Source organism: Paenibacillus sp. CMM36 (assembly GCF_053570945.1).
The window spans coordinates 260,484-283,736 of the sequence record NZ_JBSEDY010000007.1 but is presented as its reverse complement, the minus strand read 5'-3'; the positions used below and the strand labels follow the sequence as shown (position 1 = coordinate 283,736).

Sequence of the window (23,253 nt, the reverse complement as noted above, 5' to 3'; positions counted from 1 at the left end):
ACCAAGATGAACTGGCATATCCCCATTGTAACCAAATTATTTGATTGGAGCGAGCAAACCATCGAATTTTGCGTAATTCACAGCAACACCCTCGTCAAGATCGATTTCAATTTGCATGTCTGCCATGTGATGAAGTTTTTCATCGTATGCCCGCAGTTCTTCGATCTTCAGGTCAAGTGACTTGAGTTCTTTCTTCGCATTTGCAATTTCCTTAGTTGTTCCATCTCCATTTATAATGTCAAGAAGGGTTTTCTTCTCGGCATCCATACGAATCTGAAGCTCGTGGAGATAATCTGTCCTGATCCTTGACAACGTTGATTTATCGTAACGGTGCATGTAGATAAGGCAGTTGAATGCTTTTTGTTTTCCTGATGTGAATAGCCAGTAAATAGGCTTCTTATTATACATTTGAATGTGATCTTTGTAGAACTCGGCGAGGAAATATCTCCTAATTGCCTCTTTGGATGTTTCTCCTTCCTTCATTGAGAGAGCTTCAGCAATATACTCCATATTTTCAAACAATCGACTCTCTCCAAAAGTTACTTTAACAAATTCAATCAATTTGGAAACTATATCATCATCAAAATAAGAACCAGGGAGAACAGAGAGGATGTTGTCTCTATCAACTGGGTATGTCTGGTAGACCTCTGGATCAAATTTACCTCCAGCAAAAATCACCCCCTCTTTATCTAAAGAATATCTCCCCAACATACATCCTACTGCATAAGAAATAAATGCCCTTATATCTCTCTCTTTTACCGCTTGTCTTATCGAGATATCTTCATCTGAAATTTCTGGTGATATCTCATCTGTAAGCTCATAAATCTCAATAAATAGTTTATTAATCTCTTCCTGGCTTTCTTTTATGCAAGTAATGTCATTATCAACACTTTTCTTCCAAGCACCATAAGCTTGCGATATTAAATCGGTTCCTTGTTGATATAAAATAATCGGATTTACTCTAAAATCCCAAGAAGTTTCAAATGAATCCCAGTCCCTCTTAGAAATCTCAATACACTGGTTTGTCAATAATTCGATTTTTTCATTCCGATCTGATGAGTTGGAATATATATAAGGTATATTAGCAATATCCCTTACATTATAATTTAAGGTTGGAGAAAGTATCTCCAGTATTTTCCCACTCACTTTAGAGTTTAATAAAGCGTTAATATAGTTTTTGCTTTCACAATCGAACATACAAAACCCAGCATTCGAAAAAAGAAAACCTTGTTTAAAATCTCTCACACTTAAAGTTCCACTTGAAATAGCTGTCCATGTTAGCCCTTCTTTATAATAGAACCCTATGTTGGTTATAGTTCTCGTTACAGAATTATATTTACTTATGGCTAATTCTTTCATCTCATATCCATCGTTTTCCCAGTTTACTACAAATTCATTATTCCCATAAAATTTTCTGAATTCCCCACCGTGGTTTATTGGAAACCATTTTCTTTTCGATACTTTAGCTGATTCTAAGTCAACAGAATCGAAACTGATTTTATTGCATTCCACTTCATACCAATACTTAATGAACCTTTCATTATCTAAGGTCTTCATGCCCTGTCTTGGTTTTGAAACGTCACCTAAATTCTTATTACTTTCAAAGATGCTCTTTATTTTATCACTCACCCAATATGCAATGGGGTTTCCAGTTATCTTACTAAAGCTATTTAAATTAGTAACGTACCTATAAAAAACATTTGAGTTTCTTACGGCTTCTAATGCCTTTATTTTTTTTTTCTTCGTGATTTTTAAAATCAACTAATCTTATATATTCACCTTTCATACTTTTGTCAATTTCATTACTTTTATCTCTTATAACAAATGCAGTAGTCTGGACTACTTCGCCGCCAATCTCCTCAAATGCTCTCGCTCCCAAATGTAACATTGAGTAAATGTTTTTCGTGTTAATAATTTTGATTCTCAAATCCTTAAAACTTGACAAAAACATCCAGGAATGCTGATTGATCATCGCTAAAAATCCATGCGGTTTTAAATAATGATTAATTTCCATAAATGATGCACACACGTCTGCCTTTGAATCTGGATAGTACAATTTTAGATAATCGTATAGTTTACCATTCATTCTTCCATCAGTAATATAAGGTGGGTTCGTTACTATTATATCGTAATAGCATCCCATGATTTTCGCCTGTTTTATAATCTGAGGAAGGAGTTGTAACGCTTTGGCTCTTGAATACTCTAAAAACACATCCTCAACGGGATTATTTTGAATCTCTGAAAGACGTTCTTCCAGAAAACCCATATCAAATTCTTTAAGCTTAATTAATGAGCCATATATCTTGGCATCTTGAAACTGTTTAATAAATTCCTTCGTTTGTTCAAATACAGAACCATTTCTATCGTTTGCAATAAAACCGATATCATCTTCATTTAAACCGTTTGTCTCCTGAATAGAAGCTAAATTTATTTGTAAGCCTTCTCTTTCAATATTTCTAAGAAAACGATCATTGTATTGCATTGCTTTCATCACAACAGAAAAGCAAGAAAGTTGATACGCCCTATCATCAATATCTAATCCATATAGGTTATTTTCAATAATAAGTCTCGGAATTTCCCTATCCATATAACCGCATTTACTATAAATCTCAAACAGTATATCAAACATATAAACAAGAATATGTCCACTTCCCATTGCTGGGTCAAAACACTTGATATTTTCTACTTTTAGATCCTTCTGAAAATACTGAGTCGATTTCCTTTCAGGTCCAATCTCATAACTTTGGCTTTCGAGGTAATACTCCCATCTCCCTTTAATCTCAAAATCTTCTGGATGTGATTCAATCCAGTATCTTCCCAACGAGTTTTGTACCATATAACGGACAATCCAACTTGGTGTAAATAACTGAGTGACAAATGGGATCTCCTCTTTTTTGTGCTTCCCCTTATCTTTATATACTCTATCCTTCTCATCAGAAATATAATACTGATAAAGCCAACCAATAATCTCAACCTGCTCCCAATCCGCTTCTGGAATAGCTGTTACATCAGTCATCTCCCGCAGGAACGATTTTTTCGCCAATAACCCATCTGGAAAAAGTATCTCCTTGTAATCATCAATCGTTTCAAACATAAATGGAAGAACCTTATTTAAGCTATTGCATTGCTTAATAACCAAATACTTAAAAAGCTCATCAGTCTGATTATTAAGCTTCAGATCATATACCAATTCCTTATCGACATCTAAATCAACCGATAATGCCTCTTTAATAATGTCAGGCTCATTACTATCGGTGTTGTTGGAGGACAATACTCTTACCTTGGTAGGAAGATAATTATTAACTTCCATAAACCGAAGTGCAGTAAAACGGTTAAACCAGGTATATGCTACTTCCTCAATAACCTGCTTATATCCAATTTCACTAATTCGTGAGATCAGTTTTTTCCGTTGCTTTTTCTCTGTTGCCGAGAGCTGTTTTCCATCAATATAAAGGGAATCTGAACTTTCAAATTGAGCCTTCTTAATGTTCTCTTCTGTAATTCCTATTTTAAAAGCTTTAGCTTTAACTTTTTCAATCAGTTCTATACGAGCACTCGTCGCAAAGTTTTTCAATGCCGTCTTATTCATGAGCTAATTCACCAACCTAATATTGGATGTGTTTTACAATAATCAGAGTGCCGCGGCCAAAGCCACGGCACACTTTTTTAATCAATAAACTCGATTTGTTTGTTACTCTTAATAATTTGCTTCAGCTTTGCAGACAATGTGTCCAGTAACATATCCACATCAGCTTCCGTGCGTAAGGTCTTAGTGGCAAGTAGATCATTCACTTTTACTCGTTCTCTCTGAGAAACAGGCTTTACTATAACTGGCGTTTTATCTCTGCCGCCGCCCCCTGTAACTGATGGCTCCACTTGTTGCTTCTTTTCAAACTCAAGAATTTCACGGTTAATAATAAGTTCTTGTTTCTCTTTGAAAGCGGTGCTTTGCGTTATTGTAGCATCCACCTTAAAAATATCGACAAGCTCATCCATTGCGTTGAACAGGTTTTCATAATAAGTCTGAATTCGTTCTTTCGTTTCCTCAGACACACCATCCTCATTAGCCCGCAACGTAAGATGATTAATATCCAATTGAATAACGCTTTTAGCCGCTACTTTCTTCTCTTCAAGTACACCTTGAATCTGCTCTTCAATTTTATTCACCAGCTCAGGAATATCTTTGATTTTGCGATACGGCTGTACTTCATTTAAGATCTCTTGTAATCTATCAGCATTCGCTTTTATCTCGTTCCCCGACAAGTAAACATCGTTTTCTTTGTACTTTTCAATTGCACGAAGACCTTTGTCGAAAATATCCTTTTGAGAAGCAAAGAAGCTCTTCACATAGGTCACATCTTCTTCCCAATCAAGAAGGTTGTCCTCTAAATCACGAAGCTTGGTGAAGAACGACACATTATCTAATCCTTTAGTAAACTCACCAAAATACTCAAGACCTTTGTCCAGAAGACTTCCTCCAGGATATTTCCTTCCTTCATAACGGCTCTTTAATGCTTTAATCTCGATCACTTGCTGATCAATAAGATGACGAATATCCTTAATAAGACCATCCTCATCATCAGCAACATCCGTTTTGTTAAACACTTGCTTACAAATGTTTTTAGCAACTCTCAATAACGACTCATCAACGAAATGCCGCTTAACGACAATTACTTTATCGATCTCACTCGTTTTGGTCAAAGCATTTAGAATATTACCATCTTCTGGTTCTAAATACTCGGAATTAAACCGTAGGCGAATCCGCTGTTCTTTCATTAACTCAGCAATCAAGCCTGATATATCGAGATCCTTCCAGCCGTACGGCTTATCCTTATAGCGATCCAATATCGTTTTAACACGTATTTGCTTTTGGATACTATCCTGCAAGCTGATAAAGTCCATGACTTCCTTTACTGCCAGCTCATTCGAATTCGATGATCCGCCATCAATGGTCAATTGCTCATTTTTTCTTCTCAAAATCGAGATGAGATCCTTTTCCGATTCCAAGAAGTTCTTCACGTATCCAAGCTTCGTGTAGACGTTCTCAACCAATGAAAGGAATCCAGCGTTAATCCGCTCTTTAACCGTCGAACCCTTAATCTCCGCCTTATTGCCATTGATAAAGAATGTACCGCCTTTGATCGCCTCTTCCAGCATATCCCGTACCCGACGCTTACGATCTCTTGCTTCGGCTTGTTTATTGTTCAGGATATTCTGAATGCTCTCAGGGAGTTGTGTAGGATTTTTTTTCTTACGATACTCCTCGATTTTGAGGACCTCTTCCATTTCTTCAACATAAGCCTCATTTGCACCCAATTTTAGAATCATCTCGCCTGTGCCAGAAGACATGAGCATTAGTTCTTGTTCGGATTTGGCATAATGATCAGACAGCGGCGAGAGAATATTGATTCCGATACTCGATGTTTGATTACCGATGTTCTTCTCGTCCATCTTCTGATTATAAGAGAACTGGTATTGTGCCGAATAGCGGTATCTCTTGTCATCATACAGGTCTTGATAAACGTAATTAGCAAGCTCACGCTTGATGACATCCTCTTCAATCTTCATCGCCTTAATCTCACGGTTAATATCTTGCTCGTCATCCGTCAGGAATAGGTAGGAATCACCGTTTTTCTGGATGAGCGTTTGTGAAATCAGCTTTCGAAGTGAAACCTTGATTTTCTCCTTCAACGCCAACTTATCTTCATCGATCTGCGTGACCATAAGTGTAGCAATATTATCAATATTGGCAGGAATCTCTTTAATATATTTAATCATGAATAGCACTTTAAGCAGATCCATATTAAATTCGTCGTCTCGCAACGCAGGGTTCTCATATGCACCTTCGATAACCCTTGAAATCGAAGGAGTTAGGAACTCTTTTATTGTATCGTAGAATGCGTAAAAAGGAATAAGTGTGCCTTCCTCCGCATCCTTAAACCGCAAGCCCGCTTCTTTGAACGCAGAGAGCATAGAACGCTCCCCTTCAGACAAGTGCTTGCCTGAACTTCCATGTTTACGCACTTGCTCGAAAACGTTTTGTAGGAGCTTAAACTGGTAAGGAAGGAACGGATACACGTCCGCAAACTCCAGATCATTCTCATAACCTCTCAGATCCGCTGTGCTATCCTTGAAGCTCATAAGGTTCTTGAGTGTTGCACTCTTCTCAAGATGAAGAAGCTTTAGTTTGTCAACGACATGCCCCTTCTTTTCAAGTATCCGCTTCTTAATAACCTCATCAACTGAGATCGAGGAAAGCGACAATCTCGTATCGAATCGTCCTTGGATGCGGGAGAAGTCATCGCCCTTTACTTTTACAATGCTATCTATACTTTCTTGCGAAGTAACCATGATCCACACTTTACCAGAGCAATGTGTTCCAAGATCCTCTGCCAATGTTTGTAGGTTAAGCATCAATTGTCTACTGTCACCTATGTATTGGCCAATCTCATCAACCAGGAAAATAAGGTGGAAGTTGTTCCCTTTCTGTGCGATGTATTCCTTTACATCCTTCGAGAACTTCTCAATACTGATTTCAAAATTATTAACTCCATTTTCGAACCAATTGCGAGCTGTTTCTTCGGACATAGAGGTAACCTTGGTTAGTGCACCAATGACATAATCCGCATCAAAGTAGAAAGTATTACGGCGTTCTACCCATTCTTCTCCCGCCGCCGCTTTAAACTCGCGTTTAAAGTCTTCATACACACCTTCTTTTGTAAGATACTTCTCCATCTCCGCAACACCGGGGATGTCGCCGTAGAAGCCCTGATGCTCGTAAAATACTTTAGAGAATACTCGAAGGATAGCATCTTCCTTAGACTTATTGTCCAAGGAACTTTTTGAATCGATATTGAATAGGATAACCTCTGTTTCAACGTTTGAAGTTCTTTTCATATTAGCGAGAACGATTGGATCTTGAATTTTGTCGGCGAAGAAATCAACTGCACGCTTGTCTTTCGCCTTCTTGTTCTCAAGCAAGTACGCAAGAATTTTCAAGAAATGCGATTTACCCGAACCAAAAAAGCCTGAGATCCAAACACCCATCTTATCGGTAGTACCATCAATACTCTGCTGATAGTTCTCATAAAACTTGGATAAATGCTTATTCAGTTCTCGTGTTACTACATATTCATCAAGTTCTTGGTAAATATTATTTTCATCGGTTTGTGCAACCTTGATAACCCCTTTAATGCTACGTTCAATATCTTTCACAAACATATCTTTAATACGCACAGAACTGCCCCCTCGAAGTTAATCCACTAAACGAAATGCCCTGTAGTAGTTGTCATCTTTGAATCGATCAAACAAGCGAAGTGATAAACCGTCATACTTTCCTGGAAAGAACATAATTACAGGGATCTTATCCAGAACTTCTTGAAGATTGTTCAATATATTATGGGAACGCACAAACGGATAAACCTTGCCAACCCCCGTGATGAACACAACATTATTATCGGCTATTTGCTCTTTAATTTTTTGAAGAAATATATCAGGCTTGGCGAAATTAGCCATTGCCTTAAATAAAGCATCTTTACCCTGTTTTTCTTCCATCTGGGGGATACGATCGTAAATCCTCTTTTCCTTCGCGATCTCGATTAACAATTTATACAGATCAAACTCAATTATCCGGCGGTTAGAACCTTCATAACTGAACTCCTTCAAAATATGGGAGATATAATCCCGCATGAGTAGTTCCTTCTCCGGCTCATAATCAAATACATAAAAGCTTATTTCATTCCCAAGTCCTCTACCCTCAATAAACTTATCTTCCTTGATCTTTGGGATAATCTTATCCAATCTGCTATTCAAATTCGCCATTCTTCTACCCTCACTCACCCATCGCTCTTACATATGCGACGTCTCCGATATGAATCAAGTGTTGCTTTAACTGGTCATCCATGAGAATACGACTTAACTCACCTGTCTGTTTATCTTTCAATATGCCTGACTCAAGCAGTATCCGTTGGATGACATTCTTTAATTTCGTAACAGTTTGCTCTGTCCAACCTGCTACCCCTGTATCTTGTTCAGCTTTGGACACGAAATAAAGGTTCAGATCTTTTCTCTCCAGTAAATAATGATTTGACTCCAGCTTCTCACGAACAACTTCGTTCATGAATTCAAAGAATAGTCTGTCCGTTTTCATAATGGCATACAGGTTAATGAGCTTACCCGCTTCCAATGTTTGCTCTAAAACCATTTGACATAACAATTCATCAAGGGTCCTTACTCTCCGTAATACTGAAGGCAAACTACGTTTTAGACTTGCATTAATCTGATATTGAAATAGGTTTTCGGAAAGAACTTTCTTCCTTATGTCCTGCTCACTAAACCCACTCAATCTAAGACTTATGACCTGCTTAAATTCATAGAACATGAATGAAGCACCAGTTAAAGTGGCACTATATTCTAATTCTGTAGACATAATTCAACTCCCTGCTTTTTCTCCAGTGGATTTTTCATACTCTAACATTCCAGTTATGGTTAGTACCCGTTCAACAACCTCCAGCCGTCGTTTGCCACATTGTTGCTTGAGAATTGTGGTGAATTCCGCTTGTTTCAAAATCTTCTGTGGGTTGTTTATATAGATGTTCGCTATGTTCTTTTTCAGCAAATCCTCGCTTACATTATCATCCCAATAGGCATCAACAATCTCGTTGATTGCTGTGGCGAGTTCCCTTTGCGTTTTATAGAAAAGCTTTAGTTCCAACGTGACCACCTCATAAGTATCACCATTTTTACTCGATTCTTACTTTATTCTTATTCCATGATTATACCTTACTGACTTAAAAAGAAAAACCGCTTATTCAGCGGTTTGTTCAGTCTTTTATCTAAGCCCTGCATACAGTTCTGGTCCCATCGTCTTCAACATCTTATCAAGAAGTTGAGACAGGTTCCTGATCGTAGTATCCAAATCATTGTCCGGCTTAAAACTAACCCCTATTTTTCGAACCTCAGCTTTTAGCATGGGGTGTATATCCTTCTGAAGTTCCTTAATCCTGCTCTCGAAGGAATGGTACAGCTTCTTCTGACATTCCTCGAAATGTAGGTATATCGATGCATGTCCATATTTGTTTCGAGCACTCACTTTAAAGTTAACTCCGCCTCGGCCACCTCCAATTGAAAGTTGGCAATCATTGCTGTTATGCTTTTTCGATTTTCAGACGTTAGTCAGGTAAGGAATGTGTAATCTAAACTTTTCCAGCATGTATTGTTTTACATCCTCAATACGCTCAAAATCATAGCTTACTTTCGCTATTGCCCGACCAGTATGAGCAGAGGGAATCTGTGAATATGCATAATAGGTTTCAAGCGGCGGATACTGGGAACTTCCAATGGGAAAAGAAAGGGGACGCGGGGTTTCGGGGTGAAGCGAATGATGGATGAATAAATCGAGAAAAAGCCTGATATAACAAGGATTTTGAGTGGTTTAGGATCTCCCCTTGCCCCTAAAATAAGAAAAAGCCGAGAAAATAAGGAGCGAATACCTGATTATCGCTCGGCTCTTAGGCAAACTATTTAGGCTTTGGGCAAACTTTGAGTGCTATTCACATCTGATCCCGATATATTACTACCACGCACTCCACGTGCCTTGAGTGTACAAAAATGATGACCCTAAGGCTTGGTCGCCCCTTGGCGAAAAATCTATCATTTTTAGATCAGAGTCTTTATGTCTTTCTTTTTTTATTTTCTACTGAAAGTGTCCCTCCTGATCCATCTGCCCCAAGGCAGTCTTGGTTTTTCTGAATTTCTGACAATCCTGTCAAACATAAAACCAGTAAAATAATTTATTGCTCAACTACCCCAAAATCATCCACATAAACATATGCTGTACCAGGATTCTTGTAAGCATACACTGTTGCCCTGGTAGCGCCTGCTCCGGTTGTAAAAGGAATGTTTACCATTGTCCAGGATGTACTGTCAGATGTTGCGGATGCATCCGTTCCTTCAAAGCCATTAACGCCAATCTGAATCCGCTCTCCTATGTCTGCCTTAACCCAGGCGGTACACATATAGCTGGTATTAGGACTTAGCCCCGTAAGTACCTGCTCGATACCATCTTCTCCGGGTCCCAATCTAACACTCTTAGAGCCGCTTCTTGGTACCGATACACTTGCAGCAGTATCTGAATATGTTGCTGCCCATGGTGAGATTATCCCTTTCTCGAAATCAGATTGCCTTACGTTATTAACATAAAGTAAGCCGACACTCTCAAAAACCGGGTCCGGAGGTGAAGAAAAATCATGCCCAGCAGTCCAGTCAGTTCCACCGAACTCATATGCTCCAATATCCGGTGCCGCACCAACATAATCATTCGTGATTCCAGATATTACAACCCCTGCATTAATAGCTGGAGAAGTAGACTGCAACCTGAAATCATATGCTGTGGGATTCACAAATAACGGATTGGTTTCTGAGGTAATATTATTTCCCTCTATATGAGTACCAGGCAGTGTAAAGGTAGTAGTAAAGATATTGTTGAAAATTCTGTCGCCGTACATATCTGACTGAAAATTACTTCCCCAATATCCTACATTTCCGTTACTGTAGGTGGTATTGTTATAAATCAGGTTAAAATTACTGGGTGTGTTCAATCTTATCCCTGTATAGTTTCCCCATACAACATTATGATGCACAATATAGCCCTTGCTACCGTTATCCAGATAGATACCAGTGCCAGAATAATTCTTTGCCAGATTATCATGGATGTAATTATGATGAATTACCGTCCCTTGCCCATCCCAGGCAAATTCATAGAGTATTCCGCAGTCTTTTGTCAGCTTTCCTGCATTGTACAGATTATTATATTGTATCTGGCTGTTTTGGGTAGGCATAAATATCAGATGACGCCCAGCGTTATATACCGTATTATGACTGATTAGATGGTTTGCCCCCAATAGATAGATTGCCGGAATATCCGCTGCCGAATAATTTGCTTCATGAATAAGATTATTAATTACCTTATTTCCTGTTCCCTCTATACTCACCAGATTACCGGAACTGTAGGTCAAAGTACTGTCTCTAAGCTCATTATTGGTACCGGACATAAATATCCCTGTACTGTATTGTCTCGTAACATCCGAATCATGACTGACATATTCCGCAATCATATTAGAAACTTTACAGTAATTAGAATTCGACATTTTAATGCTGGAGGCAAAGATATTAATTCCGGTAATATTTATGTAAGATCGGGAACTTAAATCAAATGCATAAGTCCGCTTCTTTGCTCCTACTGTCAAAGTATTCGGATCAACTTCACCAGGTGCCCATAAATAAAGTCTGCCAGTAGTGCTGTCATAATACCATTCTCCCGCACTGTCAAGATCTTTAAGGTTACCAGTAATATAATAGCTGTTACCGCCTGTCGCTGCAGTATCTATTTGATCAAAGGTAATGGAGCCGTCACTTGAGCTGGTAATGGTACTTTTATAAGATTTGTAGCCTGTTCCCGGAACACTCCAAACCGTTTTGCCAACCCAGTATCCAGGTGCCTGAGTTAAGTTTCCATCCTTGATGGTTGTAGTGGAACCGGAATCAACTGTTGCATATTTTGAATTTAAGGGATCAAGTGTTGGTGAATTGGGCCATCTGGCTTCAAATTGCATTTGCTTATTAACAAATATCTGATTTTTTGTTCCAAGGGAACCCTTCATTTCCGCATAATAGATGGATCCGGAGTAATTTTTCCAGCCAGTAACCGGATCGGCACCGGATACCGTTACGTTCTCTCCTGTATAAGCCTCAAAGTTTATGGGTTTTGCAGAACTTCCGGAAGTATGAAGTGTTACTGTTTCCCGGTATGTACCACCTCGTATGATGCAGGTATCTCCGGCTTTCATGGTATCTGCTGCCTTTTGTATGGTTTTCCATGGATTTGATAGTGTACCGGTTCCAGTGATGTCATTCCCCGTTGTAGAAACATAATATACGGAATTTGCCTTTACAGTTTCCACACCCAGATTAAAAGTAAATACATAAATCATCATAATTACAACTAAAAATCTAAAGCCTGTTCTCTTATTCATAGCTTACCTCCTGGAATGAATTCTATTTTTAGATACGGCTTCTACGCTTGGGCCTAAGTTCACTGCTAGGTATGTTCTAATATAGAAATTTGTGTATATATAAGCCCTTAATTATTTAATCGACTTATACCGACTTAAAGTTTATTATTCTTTCGGCGAAGCTTCTCCGATACTGAACCCATCCAGCCATTTCATTGACCATGCATGGTATTATTTTCTTTCCGAAATGGGTGCATGAGCATCCAGAGATTAAAGTACGCTATCAAAATGATTTCATCCCTCTGATGGAAGAATCGCGTGAAAAATATCAGACTTATCCGAAGCATGTAGTTCCTGAATTCGCATATATTACTTTCATTGAAAATGCAGGTGTGAACAACGAGAAGTTGATTGCCCAGGCACCTTACGCGGGCATGACAGATGATATTCGTGCGGGTAAGGTGCAAGCATAGTCAATCAAGACGAATTGAACTAAAAAGCCTGAGCCTGTGTCTCATAACGTAAGACAAATTAAAACACCTACCAACCTGGTCATACCCTGTCTACTTGACAGGGGTATGACCAGGTTGGTAGGTGCCCAGCATCTTTTTTAATGTTCTCTATAACCATCTAATCTCCATTGGCTATTCTTCTTTCTCTTTTTCATCATGAAGCATCATCTCTAATACAACATATACAAACTGTGCTCCGTCCTTCATGCCCTGCCAGTACAAAGCTTCATTCTCCAATGCTTGCTTGTAATGATGCTTATCCTCCCATTCCGAGAATTCAGGTCTGTTCACAATATCCATCTCAGAAAGTCTCTTCGGTAAGTTTAATCAATTTCTCCAGATCTTTAAATTTATCCAAGGGGTTCACCTTCCCTGCATCCGTATTTATTTAAAGTAATTGTACCACAGCAAGTTGATTGCACGTCACAGAAGGGAATAACCTTATTGCTTGAGGAATTCTTACAGGTAGCGTACAAAGAAAAGAACGCCAAACTAAGGACGCTCTCTTGAATACTCACATTTTCAGTTAAATACATCGGATGTGTCCAACCACTTTAAATCCAAAAAAATCGAAACATTTATTTTGTTGTGCCATACCTTATTTCTATAAACTTTTCCCCAGCTCGTAAAGGACATAGGAAGCTACAATTAAGCACCTCTATATATCGACTCGACATAGCTTTACTACGGCCTCAACGTGTGTCGAGAGGATGGAACGGATTTACTTGAAATTAACTCGTTCCATTTTAAAAATAATAGTTCAATTTCCTTCTATTTCTTTTTCAGCTAAGCTAGCATGCTCTCTTTTTAGCAAAGAATAATGATATTGATCGCATATCGAACCATCACTAAACCAATAATGCTCTCGATAAGTTCCCTCCAGCTTAAAATGGAATTTTTCTAATCATTTTATAGAAGCTTGATTACATGCTGCAACCGTTGCATAAATTTTGTTCAACTCCAAATCCTTACGTTCAAAAATGGTATCTATAAATAGCTCTAACAATACATTCGCATATCCTTGTTTTCTATGTTTTAGAGGCAAATAGTATCCGATCTCGGCACTTTTATTTCGAGAATTATAGTCAAAAAGCTGTATCTTTCCTATCCGCTTATTACCGTTACTTTTATCAACCAAGATATATATTAATTGCCCATTTGCAAGCCTTTTCAGTACATTCTCTTTATAATTGTTATATGGAGGAAGTTCGATTATGGGTCGGCAAGTATGTTGCTCTTTTTCGCTTTCAGTAAGACTCCAATCATATAAGTCTGGTAAGTAATCTTCAATATTCCCACTATTTAAAAGCACAAGTCCACTTATCATTCTATCACTCCATTATTTTTAAATTTAGATCGTTTGGACAGGCTACCATTTTGGTTTTAGGTAACTGATTTGCCAACACGAAAATGCATCATAATGGCAAACCATGTGGCGTATCACTATATTTCCATATTAACTCATGTTACACTTCCCTCCCGTATCAACTGCTTCCAAAAATACACATAGTAAATCTCCCAACGAATGGGTCATTCTGTAAACTAAATCTCGCTTTTAACCGATAAATACATATGCTGGGTTGTTTATTAAATATCACCTCCCGCCCCTTTTTAGCGTACAAACCTTGTTATACATATTTATATGGACTCACTGTTATACTCATCTGCGGCTTCTTTAATCAAAAGCAATTTCAAGAAGACGTCCTTTACTTAGAAATACCCATCGCATCTAGAAAGGAGACATGAACTCACTTGAGCGTATTATCAGATGGGATCGGATATGAAAGCCTACGCTTTTATGGTCCCTTTCAGCCATTACACATCGAACAACTTTAAATAACACGCGCCATTAATGATCATGCCTTTTTACATATCAATGGCATGCTCTCCGAAGAACAGGGAGCAGCTTGTATCGGTCAAAATATGGAGCAAGAGCCGATTGTGATTCGTCAGTTGGATGAGCAGGGACAATCGCTGAGAAGGCTGTTCCATGGGATTGTTACACGTATGTCCGTACACTGTGTGCGAGGCGTGTATACGTTTGAACTGGAGGCCGCTTCCCATTCGCACCAGATGGATATCAAACGTAAAAGACGCTCCTACCAAGATATTCATCGTACCTATGATGATTTGGTCACTGCGCTGGTTCGAAAATATCAGTACGGAGATGCCATTGATACGGTAAGCCACTATGCCAAACTAGAGACATTTGTTTTACAATATGATGAGACGGATTGGGCGTTTTTAAAACGCCTCGCTTCTCGCTTTGGTTCCGTACTTGTGCCAGAGGTAACCGCAGCTTCCCCCAAGGTTTTCTTCGGGATGCCTGAAGGCAAGCAGCAAAAAGTGGAGCGGGATGTATTTTATCGAGTACGAAAAACGTTTCATGAGCTAGATGCGAAAAAGCCAGGCGAACGTGCTGGCTCGTATATCACCTATATGATCGAAAGCCTGCAATACTATGCGCTGGGCGACCTCATCACGTTACCCATTGGACAAGGTAAAGAACTGGTCGTGGTTCGAGCCGTGACCACACTAACGGATGGCTTACTGCGTACTCGCTATGATCTTCAAGCCGAACAGGATGTCCGCTATGCCCGGTATGAAAACGATCAGGCCACCGGGATTTCACTGACAGGAACGGTGCTGAAGGTACAGGAGGATTTTGTACAGCTTCAACTGGACATTGACCCGAAGCAAAATCCTGCTAAAGCGTGCTGGTTTCCCGGAGCCACCCGTTATGTCGCGGAAGAACATAGTGGCTGGTACGATATGCCTGAGATCGGGGAACTGGTGGAATTATATCTGCCTACCCACCGCGAACAGGATGCCTATGTCACGGACTCGCTACGACAACAACGTCACGCAAATGGACAGCCAAATGTGAAGGTATGGCAACATATCCAAGGTAGCGGCGTAGAAATGTCTGAACATGAACTGACCCTATCCACCTCCGGTGAATTTTCCATTACACTGCATGAAAGTAGCGGCATTACCATCAACAGTCCGGGGAATGTGCAGATTCAGGGTGGTCATGTGAAACTGGGTGCAGGCGAGGAACTATCACTGGAAGCTGGCACGGCGCTATACTTAAAAGGTGGAGCCAGCAGCATGATATTGGATGGTGAGACAGACACCAAAGCCCCAGTGATTTATCAAGAAGGTACGGTAAAAGCTCCAGTTTTCGTAGCTGACCTTCCTCCTGTGCCTGAGCCGCCACTCATGAGCATAAAAGCCTATGAAGCAGCCCAGTCAGCAGCCAAGGATTCATCTAGCAGCCAAGCCTCTACCCCTAAAGCAAAAGTCACCAGTCCAGCAGAGCTTCAACAGGCGAATGCCATGATGGGGACAGTATCCAAGCTATTAGGCTCCATTCCTGTGATGGGAAAAGTGGCTGGCGTTGTTGCGGGAGCTTTAGGTGGGCCTGTAACGGGTGTCATTATGAAAGCAACCGCAGCGATCCCTGTTCGGAGCAAAGGAACCCCTACCGTTGGAGGCAGTAAGGGGAACGGCATTCATCCTTTGAAACACTTGGCTGGTCTAGCATTACAAGGGTTAATTACTCAGTATGAACATGAGCAAGCGAGACATGCCTACTATAGCAAATGGATTCTGGGGAAAGTGTATACAAGCGCACGTCAAATAGTACATTCCGGCAGCCGATTAGAGCTGATCCAAAACTTGCTGACAACATCGAAAACCATGGTTCATGCCTATCAACAGGTACCTAAAAGTGTTAAAGATAGAATGCTGAGGGAATATAAAGAACAAGAAAAAGCAAGGGCTGAAGCTGCTCTTAAAGCAGAAAAAGAAGCTAGAGCTAAAGCCCTTAAAGCGAAAAAAGAAGCTGCGCCACCAGAGCTTACAGATGAAGAGTATGAGAGAATTTATAGTGATTATGTCTATTGGGCTTCATTAGAAGGTGATCGCAGACCTGAAATTCCGCTAGGAAGCTACCGTGCTGAGGACGGGGTGGTTCGTATGGCGAATGGAGATCCAGATTTTAAATACTACGATGACTGGAAACAAAACTATCCAGGAGATTTTTTGGTTCTATCTAATCAAGAGGGCATCACACCGGAAGAACAACGATGGATGAGCTATGCAAACCTAACAGCAGAGCCGTTTGCACTCGACGGTCGAGGTGGTGAAGGTAGAGCCTTTAAAAATGAATTCTCCAAAATGAGCAAAGAAGGGGCATCTGAGAACGCTAGGCTCGCAAGAGAAAATGTGAGGGGAATCCAACAGCGAATAGATCAGAAGAGCATCACCACAAAAAATGCATCCGAACCTATTGAGAACACATCAGAAGTTATGCCTTCAAAAGCAGGTAAACCCAAGGAGAAAACTCCTAAAAATGAGGGGACGGGTAAAGTTGTAGGTAATAAATCTGTCGTTAATGAAATGTCCTCCAATGCTGCTAGATACAAATCGAATTTAGAATATGATTGTTCAGAAATAGCAGAAGATTTAGCACACGCGTCAGGAGGTAGAGGTAAAATTATTACAATAACATCATCAGAAAAATATGGGACAATAAAAGTTACTGAGTATGGTGAAACAAAAAGTTTTGACTACCATACTGTGTATTCTGATGGTAAGTATGTCTATGATCCTCGATTAAGTGACCAACCGATTCATGCTAAAGATTATATGAATACTATAAATAAGCTAAATGGTGGAAAGGTGTCTGTAAGTACACAATCTTTGGAGTAGGTGAGAACAATGTCCCCTAAAAGTATTTATTTTTCGGAAAATGGAGAGGTAGCGTATCCTGAGTTAATGGCTTATACTATCTCAAAACTAGGGTCATTTGAATGGCATAGAACATCAATGTATAATCCGAATAATATTTATGACCGCCCAGCGGGGTTTTATTTTAGATTTCATAATAAGAATGAAGTATATACACAATTAGAAGATTGTATCAATGCTTTTAGTGGTAAACTTCAATGGTGTATAAATGTCAGCAATAACACACGTCATAAGAATTATATAATTGAGCCAGTTATAGTTTATAAAGCGAAATTAAGTGATGAATATGCTGTAAACTATAACTTAAAAGAGATTTTAGGAGATAGTTATGAAACTTTGTGTGAACAAGCAATAGCAGACATTCCTCCATTATGTAAGCATATTGAAGTGTGGTTTGAATTGGAAAACAAGCGACCTTTTTTACCAACTCTGCCCCAATAGTTAGTGATAATTCCGTAATACCTTGATTGGTTTAGTGCCTTTCATTGAGGATAAAATTGCTGCAGAAAAAAATGGGCAGACATATAGTCAAACGTGTTTATACTGAGAGAGAACCTTGTGTTCTTGGTGGTCATAATTGTAAAGAACTACTTGCTAATGAACTTCCTCATGCAGAAGTAACCTATAGCGTTGAGTATGGGGGAGATAAGGCTTCAAGGGATCGAGGAAATGCTGAACTATTTAGTGAGCTTGAAAAGTTAAAGGAGAAGTGAAAGTGTGGATATTGATATTAGTGAGATTCGTGACTACTATGAATCTGAAATAAGAGACTATGATTACAATGAATTAGTAAGACTCGGTGTAAGTCATGATAATGCTGAGTTTATGGTCAGTATCGGAGTGCCAGAGGAATATAATGATTTTATATTCTATGGATTAGATACTTTTCAAAAAATTTAATTGAAGGCGTACAGTATATTAAAATTGGTCATTTTACAAGTTTCGGTATGCGTAACTCGTGTGGATTGTATTTTAAAGAAAGCAGCAGTGAACTTTTTACTACTTCACCCCTTCATGAACCTCATTTATATATGATAAATAAAGACTTGAAGACATTTTTTTGTTCCATTTTAATAAAAAATGAATTAGCAATGAAAATGAAACAACAAAATGAATATAGTACACAAAAATATACACATGAACTCCAAAAGATGTTTGACCAAATTGATCCTGTAGCAATGAAAGACGTTTAAGGATACTGGTCACATTTAATAGAAGACTATGAAACAGGATTATAAAACCATATAAAATAGAACTACGGAAACTATTTAAAAGTGTCTATGAAAATTTCCATATCGTATGTAAAATTAAACGCCATAATACGTGCTAGTCGCGTGTTGTGGTTTCTTTTTATACACCGCAATAAGTTAAACAATACAAACGTATAAGTGGCGGTTACTCAAAAAGTCTTCAGCCGCTTGAATAGATTATCGTCGAATGAAAAATTACTCAGGATTTTTTTTGTCAGATCAACAAAAGAACAAATTAAAAGATTAAGATGACTTTTAATCTAAGCCTGAGAGGAAGAAATATGTGATTGGAAAAATTATGAACCTAATAATAAACGCGTCTTTAGATAAAGATGATAGTGTTATAGTAGCTGCTCTAAAGTTATTAAAAAATGATTGCAATTTAGAAGAATTAGTGGGTGACTATTTTGCTCAACTTATTAGTATGATTCCTCTGGTTAAAGAACAGAGTACAAAGGCACTTTTAATCGAAACAATTGTGGAATCTCCAGAATTCGTTAGCGACGATACGATGTTGGACGAATATGTGAAACTTATATCAGAAGGTGCGACTAACGTTCAGGAAGCTGCAAGATGTTTAGGTGCATTTACCGCCTCTGGCTGTACAAACAATCAGATATTCTTACAATTGGCCAATAAATTAAATCATAAATTTGCCGTTGAAATACTAGTTTCAATGGGACGTTCTAATTGGGGAGAAATCCCTCATTACCTAGAATCATTTGCTCAAGAGGTTCAAAAAGCACAAAGGATAAGATATCGTTCAGGAATAATTGCAGCCTTTTTATTAATCGTTCATCCTCTGTGTTCAGAATACGCTCATGTTAGTTCGTTATCTTTTGGATATCCATTTACTGAAGCGGCCATGAATGATTGGGCATGGGTAACCCCAAAAAATACAGAACATATAGTACAAAAGAAAATAGTAACCTCAAGAGAAGCTGACATATTGGTGAAATTAGGGGACTTATTGCGACTTAATATGAACTTGAGTTCAAACGAAGTTGCAAAGCTATACACCGAGTTTTTCGAAGATAAGAACCCATTTGATGTTATTTACACTCTACCAAAATAAAAACATAGCGCCAAAGAAGTCACTGCGAGAGTTGTTTCGTTTTGTATAGAACACGCCCCTATCTTTTCCCTAAAACAATGACTTGAGATCCCTCCACATCTTAACGTGTTTGACTTACAAGAGAAAGTGTTCGAAGAATACAGCGCTGGTTAAGCACGGGTACCAAAACAGATAAGTAACGTTCATATTGATATTGAAGAATAGGAGGATAATTAAATGCTTATAATAAAGGCTTTAACAAAGATGTATGAGGATTGGGGTGAAGATATAGACGACTTCTATATTACTTATAGTATAGATATCGGACCCAGTGAAATAAATGGAGCATCAGACATGTTTTCATTTGAACTAGTAAGTCCTAAAAGGTTAGATAGAATGGCAGGTCAAGGTGATATTATTATCGGTCATGGTCATTTTATAGCAAAGGACTTTAATGAAAATACACTTGAAGCCACATTAAATCGTATCATTAATAAATGCGCAGATAATGATATTAATGAGGCATATAAAAACCTATCTGCATATTTTCGTTGGGAGATGGATAAATAATTGGGGATCTAGCTGATTTATACACACACACAGTTAGCCCTATAGCAGATTTCACTAAAATATTGTCGTGATCACGATCACGGTTTAGACTGTAAATTTAAGTTAAAATACAAACAATTTTAAATTTATTTCAGCTGAAGCCAAAGTACCGTGATCGATCACAAAGAAAAAACAAGGAAGTGTACAAAGATGAAAAGAACTGATTTACCTCTTGTCTATTCTTGTTCTGGATGTTCCTCCGCAGCACAAACCGCTAACATGATCGCTATACAAATGGATCGAGAAAAAGTCGCCGAAATGTCCTGCATCGCTGGTGTTGGTGGTGATGTCAAACCACTTGTCAGAACAGCAAAATCGGGACGTGACATCATTGCAATTGACGGCTGTCCCTTGTCCTGTTGCAAGAGTTGCTTAGCAAGGCATGAGGTTCAACCCAAACACCATTTCCTGCTGTCTGACTTTGACGTACCCAAAATAATAGGAGAAGACCCTAACCCCGATCATTATAGGAATGCTTACACACAAATCTTAGAACAAATTGGACAATAATTCTTAATCAAAATAAAAGTGTGTATCGAATTTTTACTGGTGGCTCCTAACCCATCTTTAAGGGCCACCAGAATTTCTATTACATCATTTCAGCAGATAGTCTCTTTTAATACTTTTTATTAAGAAGTTATTGCATTTATTCTCCACTCAAGCTTTTGGCCCATTCAGCAACCCTACGACTGCTTTCTTCTTCTGACAAATCCTCGATCCTGGTCATAATAGACCATCTTACTCCACAAGGATCCAATATACTTGCGAATCGATCACCTGAAACAAAGTTTGTAACGGGTTCCCTTACTTTCGCTCCTCTTGCTACCGCATTTTCAATCACCTGATCCACATTCATTACGTAAATTCCGAAAGAATAACACGCATTGCCTTCATCTGGCGGCAAGACCAATTGATATGCAGGATTCGCTGCTCCCAACTGCAAAAAACCATTTCCAAAATCTAATTCAGCATGAACAATGATTTTATTGCCATTCTCATCAGGAAATTCAGTAATATCCTTAACCCTTGCATTGAAAACTGTTTTATAAAACTCTATTGCTTCCGAAGGATCCTTCACTGCAATAAAAGGGGTAATAGATGTAAAACCGTTGGGTATCCCCTTCTTTGTATATTTACCAGACACTCCCACATATTCTCTGCTTTCAGTCATTTTGACTCCTCCTTATAAATGATCATAACAGTTCAATTTAATGCTCAACCTTTATTGAATTGAATTCATCAAATCATAATAATATTTGGATGCACGAGTCTTATTTAGACTATACCAGGCTTCTAATGTTTTAGAAGAAAACACACCCAGAGCTTTCAAAACATGTACGGAGAATTCCAACGGAGCCGTTCCAGATGCAGTGATTAGTTTTCCATCCGTTACAGCAGACTCCATTTTGTAATAATTTTCGCCCGTGTAGGTGGGACAGGTCATTTTGAGGTATTCCAGATCATTGCTTGTATGCCAACGTGAATTCAACAATCCTGCCTGGGCAAGTCCCATGGTAGCACCACAAATCGCAGCAACCCATATCCCTTCCTCTAAGCACCTCTCAGCGATTTTTAAGATCGGTTGGTGAATGGTTTCTGTCCATGTATTTCCACCGGGTAAAATCAATGCATCCGTGCTTTCAATTTTGCACTCATCCAGTTTGATATCTGGCAGGATTGTCAATCCGCCCATGGTAGTGACAGGAGTCTTTTCCATTCCCACGGTAACTATTTTGGATGGGGCCAGCCCCTTTTTATAATATCTTCCCGAGTTCAGTTCGGCAGTTAAGTAACCTATCTCCCAGTCTGCCATGGTGTCAAATACATACAGATATACCGTACTATTCATTCACAGGTTCTCCTTATTTTATAATTTATCAAGTGATACCAGCCCTCGGTAATCCGTGATTATCTTCATTATAAAAAAGCTTCACTGACATCCGCTGTCAGTGAAGCTTTTAACGTTGATAATATTCCATTAACTCCGACGCAACAGCAACAAGTTTTTTCTTCAAACTCTGTGGTTCGATGACTTGAATGGATTTCCCGTAGGGTAGGAGTAAATAAGGGACATAGGTATGAAGTGATTTTTCCTCAAGCAAAAAGATTGCTTGATTGGAGGTCCGCTCTTTCAGATGATGCCCCAAAAACCAATGCAGACATAAGTCATCCAATGCCTCTGACCTACCTCCGATCATTAAAGAAATTAAACCGTCCTTGCCCACTAAATCAGGTAACAGATTTTGCATAAAAAATTCACGAGCCGAAAAATCCTCAGGACGCTTAAATAGGATTGGAGTCCGCTTGATTTGTAGAATCCGATCTGCCCGAAAGCTACGGATCTCATTCCTTAGGTGGCAAAATGCAATAGTATACCATTTGTTGTTCCAGTAAACCATTCCATAGGGATCTATCACCCTATACTTGGGTTGTTCTTCATGACTTGTGCGATAATCCATTTCTACAGAAAATTCGTTGGCTACAGCCTGCTCCAATTCTGCCAATATCGGCTGAAGAGAAGGAGCTCCCATGCGATTTATCACTTCAAACCCGGCTAAATGACGGCTAAGTATACTTTCCTGCTCTTGATTTGAATACATTTTCAATTTTGATGTGGCATTGCCTAATGCCTCACTCAAAGGGTATCCAGCTTCTTTTGCAAAAACAGCAGCATGAAGAAGTGCCTTTTTTTCTTCCATATCAAATAGTAAAGGTGCTCTAATAAAATTATTCAGCAGGCTATACCCGCCATTATGACCCGTGTCGGATATTATAGGCACTCCACTGGCACATAGAGCATCAATATACCGATAAACTGTCCTTATATTTATTTCTAACTTTTCGGATATTTGTTTTGCCGTCATCTTTACGCCCGAATTCAGCATCCATAGAATGGCCAGCATATTATCGTTTTTTGGCATAACCTGAACCCTCATCTCTCATTAAAGTTCAATCTTTTATAAATATCTTTGTATACTCCCTCTTACCACCTATTATATGCTTTTTTCTTCTCAAAACTCGCCTCCGATATCTCCTACTTCCAGAAATAAACATTGTAAATA

General features: G+C 38.9%; 19 protein-coding genes and 2 pseudogenes. 8 read left to right on the top strand and 13 right to left on the bottom strand.

From position 1 onward, the window contains the following. Positions 1-36: 36 nt before the first annotated feature. From pglX (ACWA2B_RS16320) to ACWA2B_RS16285, 8 genes are all read right to left on the bottom strand, one after another. Positions 37-1,761, bottom strand: a complete 1,725-nt coding sequence (gene pglX, locus ACWA2B_RS16320; RefSeq protein ID WP_449292404.1) for a BREX-1 system adenine-specific DNA-methyltransferase PglX — start codon at positions 1,759-1,761, stop codon at positions 37-39. Next, a complete protein-coding gene (pglX, locus tag ACWA2B_RS16315; protein ID WP_449292403.1) occupies positions 1,688-3,589 on the bottom strand; it encodes a BREX-1 system adenine-specific DNA-methyltransferase PglX in 1,902 nt (633 codons plus the stop codon). The genes pglX (ACWA2B_RS16320) and pglX (ACWA2B_RS16315) overlap by 74 nt, the downstream gene beginning before the upstream one ends. 77 nt (positions 3,590-3,666) lie before the next feature. Then, positions 3,667-7,236, bottom strand: a complete 3,570-nt coding sequence (brxC, locus tag ACWA2B_RS16310) for a BREX system P-loop protein BrxC (RefSeq protein ID WP_449292402.1) — start codon at positions 7,234-7,236, stop codon at positions 3,667-3,669. 18 nt (positions 7,237-7,254) lie between these two features. After that, positions 7,255-7,821: a DUF1788 domain-containing protein gene (locus ACWA2B_RS16305; protein WP_449292401.1), complete on the bottom strand. Its 567-nt coding sequence runs from the start codon at positions 7,819-7,821 to the stop codon at positions 7,255-7,257. A 10-nt stretch (positions 7,822-7,831) separates the two neighbouring features. Next, complete coding sequence (locus tag ACWA2B_RS16300; protein ID WP_449292400.1) at positions 7,832-8,428, bottom strand: DUF1819 family protein; 597 nt, start codon at positions 8,426-8,428, stop codon at positions 7,832-7,834. Between the two features lie 3 nt (positions 8,429-8,431). Next, positions 8,432-8,722, bottom strand: a complete 291-nt coding sequence (locus ACWA2B_RS16295) for a TIGR04540 family protein (RefSeq protein WP_440723522.1) — start codon at positions 8,720-8,722, stop codon at positions 8,432-8,434. Positions 8,723-8,830: 108 nt separating this feature from the next. After that, on the bottom strand, positions 8,831-8,971 hold the full coding sequence (locus ACWA2B_RS16290; RefSeq protein WP_449292399.1) for a hypothetical protein: 141 nt from the start codon (positions 8,969-8,971) through the stop codon (positions 8,831-8,833). Positions 8,972-9,791: 820 nt separating this feature from the next. Then, the gene (locus ACWA2B_RS16285; protein WP_449292398.1) at positions 9,792-12,032 is read right to left on the bottom strand and encodes a right-handed parallel beta-helix repeat-containing protein; all 2,241 of its coding nucleotides are present in this window, start codon (positions 12,030-12,032) and stop codon (positions 9,792-9,794) included. A gap of 200 nt (positions 12,033-12,232) precedes the next feature. On the opposite strand from ACWA2B_RS16285, the pseudogene ACWA2B_RS16280 reads away from it, so the two are divergent. After that, positions 12,233-12,484, top strand: a pseudogene (locus ACWA2B_RS16280) (phenolic acid decarboxylase); the annotation flags it as partial. Positions 12,485-12,655: 171 nt separating this feature from the next. Here ACWA2B_RS16280 and ACWA2B_RS16275 read toward each other — a convergent pair. Both ACWA2B_RS16275 and ACWA2B_RS16270 read right to left on the bottom strand, forming a co-directional pair. Beyond that, positions 12,656-12,823, bottom strand: a complete 168-nt coding sequence (locus ACWA2B_RS16275; RefSeq protein ID WP_017426816.1) for a hypothetical protein — start codon at positions 12,821-12,823, stop codon at positions 12,656-12,658. A gap of 604 nt (positions 12,824-13,427) precedes the next feature. After that, positions 13,428-13,850: a GNAT family N-acetyltransferase gene (locus ACWA2B_RS16270; protein ID WP_449292397.1), complete on the bottom strand. Its 423-nt coding sequence runs from the start codon at positions 13,848-13,850 to the stop codon at positions 13,428-13,430. A gap of 425 nt (positions 13,851-14,275) precedes the next feature. On the opposite strand from ACWA2B_RS16270, the pseudogene ACWA2B_RS16265 reads away from it, so the two are divergent. The 7 genes and pseudogenes from ACWA2B_RS16265 (at position 14,276) to ACWA2B_RS16235 (ending at position 20,701) form a co-directional block, all read left to right on the top strand. Beyond that, positions 14,276-17,239 (top strand): annotated as a pseudogene (locus ACWA2B_RS16265) (contractile injection system protein, VgrG/Pvc8 family). Between the two features lie 9 nt (positions 17,240-17,248). Beyond that, positions 17,249-17,719, top strand: coding sequence for a hypothetical protein (locus ACWA2B_RS16260; protein ID WP_165149548.1), 471 nt, complete (start codon positions 17,249-17,251; stop codon positions 17,717-17,719). Between the two features lie 71 nt (positions 17,720-17,790). Continuing rightward, positions 17,791-17,991 (top strand): nucleic acid/nucleotide deaminase domain-containing protein, encoded by a 201-nt coding sequence (locus ACWA2B_RS16255; RefSeq protein WP_412178793.1) that lies wholly within the window; start codon positions 17,791-17,793, stop codon positions 17,989-17,991. A gap of 4 nt (positions 17,992-17,995) precedes the next feature. Beyond that, entirely contained in the window at positions 17,996-18,178 is a 183-nt protein-coding gene (locus ACWA2B_RS16250) for a hypothetical protein (protein ID WP_238437884.1), read from the top strand. Between the two features lie 633 nt (positions 18,179-18,811). After that, complete coding sequence (locus ACWA2B_RS16245) at positions 18,812-19,603, top strand: hypothetical protein (protein ID WP_449292396.1); 792 nt, start codon at positions 18,812-18,814, stop codon at positions 19,601-19,603. 216 nt (positions 19,604-19,819) lie between these two features. Further along, entirely contained in the window at positions 19,820-20,152 is a 333-nt protein-coding gene (locus tag ACWA2B_RS16240; RefSeq protein ID WP_165149554.1) for an Imm8 family immunity protein, read from the top strand. Positions 20,153-20,341: 189 nt separating this feature from the next. Beyond that, the gene (locus ACWA2B_RS16235; protein WP_013311396.1) at positions 20,342-20,701 is read left to right on the top strand and encodes a putative zinc-binding protein; all 360 of its coding nucleotides are present in this window, start codon (positions 20,342-20,344) and stop codon (positions 20,699-20,701) included. A 136-nt stretch (positions 20,702-20,837) separates the two neighbouring features. Here the strand turns inward: ACWA2B_RS16235 and ACWA2B_RS16230 are convergent, their stop codons facing one another. The 3 genes from ACWA2B_RS16230 to ACWA2B_RS16220 all read right to left on the bottom strand — a co-directional run bounded on the left by ACWA2B_RS16230 (position 20,838) and on the right by ACWA2B_RS16220 (position 23,112). After that, the gene (locus ACWA2B_RS16230) at positions 20,838-21,362 is read right to left on the bottom strand and encodes a VOC family protein (RefSeq protein WP_449292395.1); all 525 of its coding nucleotides are present in this window, start codon (positions 21,360-21,362) and stop codon (positions 20,838-20,840) included. A 51-nt stretch (positions 21,363-21,413) separates the two neighbouring features. Then, positions 21,414-22,040, bottom strand: a complete 627-nt coding sequence (locus ACWA2B_RS16225; protein ID WP_449292394.1) for a type 1 glutamine amidotransferase family protein — start codon at positions 22,038-22,040, stop codon at positions 21,414-21,416. Between the two features lie 109 nt (positions 22,041-22,149). Beyond that, positions 22,150-23,112, bottom strand: a complete 963-nt coding sequence (locus ACWA2B_RS16220) for a helix-turn-helix transcriptional regulator (protein WP_165149562.1) — start codon at positions 23,110-23,112, stop codon at positions 22,150-22,152. Positions 23,113-23,253: the final 141 nt, after the last annotated feature.

What these genes read in the sequence shown, in the direction of transcription:
- pglX (WP_449292403.1), bottom strand. Translation starts at nt 3,589, where the DNA reads ATGAATAAGACGGCATTGAAAAACTTTGCGACGAGTGCTCGTATAGAA.
- ACWA2B_RS16305 (WP_449292401.1), bottom strand. Translation starts at nt 7,821, where the DNA reads ATGGCGAATTTGAATAGCAGATTGGATAAGATTATCCCAAAGATCAAG.
- ACWA2B_RS16300 (WP_449292400.1), bottom strand. Translation starts at nt 8,428, where the DNA reads ATGTCTACAGAATTAGAATATAGTGCCACTTTAACTGGTGCTTCATTC.
- ACWA2B_RS16290 (WP_449292399.1), bottom strand. Translation starts at nt 8,971, where the DNA reads ATGCTAAAAGCTGAGGTTCGAAAAATAGGGGTTAGTTTTAAGCCGGAC.
- ACWA2B_RS16285 (WP_449292398.1), bottom strand. Translation starts at nt 12,032, where the DNA reads ATGAATAAGAGAACAGGCTTTAGATTTTTAGTTGTAATTATGATGATT.
- ACWA2B_RS16275 (WP_017426816.1), bottom strand. Translation starts at nt 12,823, where the DNA reads ATGGATATTGTGAACAGACCTGAATTCTCGGAATGGGAGGATAAGCAT.
- ACWA2B_RS16270 (WP_449292397.1), bottom strand. Translation starts at nt 13,850, where the DNA reads ATGATAAGTGGACTTGTGCTTTTAAATAGTGGGAATATTGAAGATTAC.
- ACWA2B_RS16260 (WP_165149548.1), top strand. Translation starts at nt 17,249, where the DNA reads ATGTCCCCTAAAAGTATTTATTTTTCGGAAAATGGAGAGGTAGCGTAT.
- ACWA2B_RS16255 (WP_412178793.1), top strand. Translation starts at nt 17,791, where the DNA reads ATGGGCAGACATATAGTCAAACGTGTTTATACTGAGAGAGAACCTTGT.
- ACWA2B_RS16240 (WP_165149554.1), top strand. Translation starts at nt 19,820, where the DNA reads ATGCTTATAATAAAGGCTTTAACAAAGATGTATGAGGATTGGGGTGAA.
- ACWA2B_RS16235 (WP_013311396.1), top strand. Translation starts at nt 20,342, where the DNA reads ATGAAAAGAACTGATTTACCTCTTGTCTATTCTTGTTCTGGATGTTCC.
- ACWA2B_RS16230 (WP_449292395.1), bottom strand. Translation starts at nt 21,362, where the DNA reads ATGACTGAAAGCAGAGAATATGTGGGAGTGTCTGGTAAATATACAAAG.
- ACWA2B_RS16225 (WP_449292394.1), bottom strand. Translation starts at nt 22,040, where the DNA reads ATGAATAGTACGGTATATCTGTATGTATTTGACACCATGGCAGACTGG.
- ACWA2B_RS16220 (WP_165149562.1), bottom strand. Translation starts at nt 23,112, where the DNA reads ATGCCAAAAAACGATAATATGCTGGCCATTCTATGGATGCTGAATTCG.